Genomic DNA, 4190 nt, shown 5'->3' with positions numbered 1-4190 from the left:
GCTGACGTATTCATGGAATGCCATCCTCAAACATCATACTTATATTTAAGAATGGCAGGTTTACAACAGTTTACTCAGACATAGCCATAAAGAAGCCACCCAAGGGTGGCTAAAGAGGTTGGAGCGAGGTTGTTACTCTGTACTGCGCTTGTGTGCAGGGATCAGTGACTGTCAGTCGTTGATCAGCAAAATAACAAGCGTACGTGGTCCATGAGCACCCATCTGCAGTTTCTGCTCGATGTCGGCGCTGCGAGACGGACCCGTAATCATATTCACGGTGCGGGGCATCACTCCCTTATGTGCCAGTCGCAGTTGTTTCCACGCATCTTCATAGGGCCCCACGATGGTGGAGGCATGCAGTACCACCATATGAATATCCGGCAGGAAGTTCAGTGTGGTGGGGCTGTCTGCGCTGGAATGAAGCATCAGGGTGCCGGTTTCAGCAATCCCGGCAAAGCTGCTGGTAATGCTGGCCATGTCGCCAGCCTGGGCCACGCGCTCTGTCAGCTCGATCTCTCCGAGTGCAGACCAATCCATGCCCTTCAGTTCCTGACTGCTGGCCGTCACCAACTCTTGAATGTTTTCCTTATGTAACCATTCGCTCACCGCCATTGGGACTTCTGACGTGCTGTTCAGCTCTATCAGTTCAGCGGCGGCTTCAATCGCCATCTCTTTAAACAGTTTTACCTGTTCAGGTTGTGGTAGCTGTGCGCGTTTGGGAATCAGGTTGTTCGCCTTAGCGGCGATACGGTTTTCAGCCGCGGCACGCTGTTGGGCTGTCGGTTCACCGCGTCCCAGACCGCGACGGATATTGCCAAAAATCTCTGCTTTACTCATCGTTCGCTCCTGTTATCGCTTACCCTGTTTCCACTGATCCATGAAGGTTTTACCTTCAGGGGCGGGCATATCACGCCAATCGGTCCAGCCACCGGCCAGAGGTAACTTATTAATACGGCCTTTTTTGCCTGCTATTGTCCGCATAAACCAGGCGGAACTGCGTGATACCCAGCGATAGAGCGCAGGGCGTTTGGCAAAAAATCCCCAGCCGGAGATACCCCAGCGCACTGCTTTAGGGCTCAGGTGTTTTTCGAACTCATTGTTACGCCAATGGCGCATCAGCTTCGGTAGAGGAATCTTCACTGGGCATACCGATTCACATTTGCCACAGAAGGTGGAAGCGTTTGGCAACAGACCTGCATTTTCGATACCAATCATCTGCGGTGTCAGTACCGAACCCATAGGACCCGGATAGACCCAACCGTAGCTGTGACCACCTACTGCGCCGTAAACCGGGCAATGGTTCATGCAGGCGGAGCAACGGATGCAGCGCAGCATGTCCTGCAGTTCGGATCCGATCATCTCGCTACGTCCGTTATCCACCAGAACCACATGGAAATTTTCAGGACCGTCCTGATCTTCCGCGCGACGTGGGCCGGTCGACAGGGTGTTGTACACCGTAAATTCCTGGCCTGTGGCAGAGCGCGCCAACAATCGCTGGAACAAAGTCATATCTTCCAGCGTGGGTACGACCTTTTCGATAGAGGTGATTACGATATGGGTTTTCGGCAAGGTCTGAGTCAGGTCACCGTTACCTTCGTTGGTCACGATAATGGTGGAGCCAGTTTCCGCGACACAGAAATTGGCGCCGGTGATACCGACATCCGCAGACACAAACTGCTTACGCAGCATCTCGCGGGCTTCCTGCATCAATACGGCCGGATCATCGGACTTCGGACGATGGTGGTGTTCGTGGAAGGCTTCAGATACATCTTCCAGATTCAGGTGGATGGCCGGGGCGATGATATGGCTTGGGTGATCATTGCGCAGCTGTAGGATGTACTCACCCAGATCGGTTTCGATCGGCTGTACGCCGTTCTTTTCCAGGTATTCATTCAGGTTAACCTCTTCCGACACCATGGATTTACCTTTAGTGACGGTTTTGGCGCCGACCTGCTGGCAGATATCCAGAATGGTTTTACAGGCATCATCGGAGGTGCGTGCCCAGTGTACGTGACCTCCGTTCTCAACGACCTTGGACTCAAACTGCTCCAGGTAAACATCGAGATTTTCCAGAATGTGGTTTTTCAGATCGCGGGCTTCATTGCGCAGATCTTCAAACTCCGGCATCCGGTCAACCGCGTGGGCGCGCTTAACCGGGAAGCCTGCTTTCAGGTTGCCCAGCGCTTTTTGCAGGTTGACGTCCTTCAGCGCAATGCGGGAGTTTTCTTTAAATTCAGGGCTCTTGATTTGCATACTGTTTTTCCCCGCTCAGACTTTTTGTGCCAGCGCGTATTTATCCGCGTCAGCTTCACCGATAGCAGGCTGATCCAGCATGCCGGCCAGAATTTCCACCACATGGCGGGCTTCAACTGTTTTCCCTTCGCGCTTCAGCTTGCCTGCCATATTCAGCAGGCAGCCCAGATCGCCACCGACCAGCGTGTCAGCGCCTGATTCGGAGATAAATTCAGTCTTGTTGGAAACCATACGGTTGGAGATATCCGGGTATTTCACGCAGAAAGTCCCGCCAAAACCACAACAGGTTTCAGCTTCTTCCATCTCGGTCAGTTCAAGGTTATCGACCTTGGATAGCAGTTTGCGCGGTTGCTGTTTTACTCCGAGCTGGCGCAAACCGGAGCAAGAATCATGATAGGTGATCGTGCCGTCGAACTGTGCGCTGATCTGGTCGAAATCAACTTTATCCACAAGGAAGGAGGTGATTTCAAAGGCACGGGATTTCAGGTCTTCCGCACGCTGTTTCCATGGATCGCCTTCGTCGAACAGGTCAACATAATAGTGCAGCATGCCGATGCAGGAGCCCGACGGTCCCACCACGTATTCGTAGCCATCAAACGCTTCGATGGTCATTTTTGCGATATCACGGGTGGTGTCGCGGTCGCCGGAGTTAAAGGCGGGTTGACCGCAGCAGGTTTGTTTTTCTGGTACTTCAACGATACATCCTGCTTGTTCAAGCAGGCGGACCGTAGCAAAAGCAACAGTAGGTCTGAACATGTCGGCCAGACAAGTTACAAACAGACCGACGCGGGGTTGGCGTTCAGCATGAGGCATTCGGATCACCTTGTTATTGCGGGCCGATGCTCACGTCTGGCCCATTTATTATTCGTTGTAATGACTGAAAGATAGGTGAGGGCGGGAATAAAAGAAATGCTACACTAGTAACTGGTCTGACCAAATATCAAGGAAGTCTGCCGAACGGCCAGAAGCGGAGAATACAGTGTCTGATGAACAGAGACTTAGCCAGATAATCGTGCAGCAGTTACGCGATAAAATACTGTTCGGGCAGATTGTGCCTGGTGAAAAGATGGTTTCGCAGCGTCAGTTATCGGTAGATCATCAGGTTTCCCGTTCGACAGTGCGTGAGGCGTTTACCCAGCTGGAGCAGCAGGGTTTGATAGAAACACGCCACGGTGCAGCCAGTCGCTGCTGTAATTTACTGGAACCTCATTTTAAGCTCACGTTGGAAGGGGTGGGGGATAACTTTGAATTTCAGCGTCAGGTGATGGAAGCTCGTGCTGCGTTGGAGGGGGAGGCCGCTTATTACGCGGCACAGCGTGCTTCTGATGAACAGTTGCAGCGTTTGGATGAAGAGTTTCATCGCATGCAGGCCCGGAGTGAAGACACCACGCTGGCGAAGGCTAAAGCAGATCTGACATTTCATATGCAGATCGCAGAATCCAGTCATAACTTGCTGATTATTTCTTTCAGTCAGATCTTCTACAATCGCTACTTCAATGCCATCTATGGTGTGTTGTCCCGAACGCTGAAAAAATTTGGACGCTATCCGGATGGCATCAGCGCTCAGCATAGTCAGATCCATAAAGCCTTAATGAATCGCGATGCGGATACCGCACGGCGTGTCGCGGAAGAGCATATTCTTTACACCTTGCGCTCATTGGAAAAAACCGAGTAAGTCCTTTTCTCGATGAATTAATTCACGTCTAAGCCCATTGAAAACTCCTCTGATCTCAGTGAGCTGCATTTATGCACCAAAAATCTTTATTGTTATAATATAACATATCAATTAGTATCTGCGCCCATTCTTACCTCGTCGGTTATTGCCACGATAGCGATCACGTTTTCAGGAGTTGTTATGAAACTTAAGTCCCTTCCCTCATTGGTTCCGTATTCTTTGCTGGTTTCTTTGGCTGTGCCGGGTGTTGTTGAGGCGGCTG

Annotated in this window: 4 protein-coding genes; 1 reads left to right on the top strand and 3 read right to left on the bottom strand. The window is 51.4% G+C overall.

The window, feature by feature from the left end:
- Positions 1-171 precede the first annotated feature (171 nt).
- From ABYW01_RS15580 to ABYW01_RS15570, 3 genes are read right to left on the bottom strand one after another with little or no spacing between them, the layout of a single operon-like run.
- The gene (locus tag ABYW01_RS15580; protein WP_372834383.1) at positions 172-837 is read right to left on the bottom strand and encodes a lactate utilization protein C; all 666 of its coding nucleotides are present in this window, start codon (positions 835-837) and stop codon (positions 172-174) included.
- A 12-nt stretch (positions 838-849) separates the two neighbouring features.
- Complete coding sequence (locus ABYW01_RS15575; protein WP_372834381.1) at positions 850-2253, bottom strand: LutB/LldF family L-lactate oxidation iron-sulfur protein; 1404 nt, start codon at positions 2251-2253, stop codon at positions 850-852.
- Between the two features lie 15 nt (positions 2254-2268).
- Entirely contained in the window at positions 2269-3066 is a 798-nt protein-coding gene (locus ABYW01_RS15570; RefSeq protein WP_372834378.1) for a (Fe-S)-binding protein, read from the bottom strand.
- 166 nt (positions 3067-3232) lie between these two features.
- On the opposite strand from ABYW01_RS15570, the gene ABYW01_RS15565 reads away from it, so the two are divergent.
- Positions 3233-3928 carry a FadR/GntR family transcriptional regulator gene (locus ABYW01_RS15565; protein ID WP_193952977.1) on the top strand — a complete coding sequence of 232 codons (696 nt, stop codon included), beginning with the start codon at positions 3233-3235 and terminating at the stop codon, positions 3926-3928.
- The last annotated feature ends 262 nt before the right edge of the window (positions 3929-4190 follow it).

The organism is Pontibacterium sp. (assembly GCF_041587635.1).
Classification (GTDB): Bacteria; Pseudomonadota; Gammaproteobacteria; order Pseudomonadales; family Balneatricaceae; genus Pontibacterium.
The sequence above is the reverse complement of the archived record's forward strand: the minus strand, read 5'-3'. Positions and strand labels throughout refer to the sequence as shown.

Excerpts from the sequence above, each read along its gene's own strand:
- ABYW01_RS15570 (WP_372834378.1), bottom strand. The coding sequence starts at position 3,066 with ATGCCTCATGCTGAACGCCAACCCCGCGTCGGTCTGTTTGTAACTTGT.
- ABYW01_RS15575 (WP_372834381.1), bottom strand. The coding sequence starts at position 2,253 with ATGCAAATCAAGAGCCCTGAATTTAAAGAAAACTCCCGCATTGCGCTG.
- ABYW01_RS15580 (WP_372834383.1), bottom strand. The coding sequence starts at position 837 with ATGAGTAAAGCAGAGATTTTTGGCAATATCCGTCGCGGTCTGGGACGC.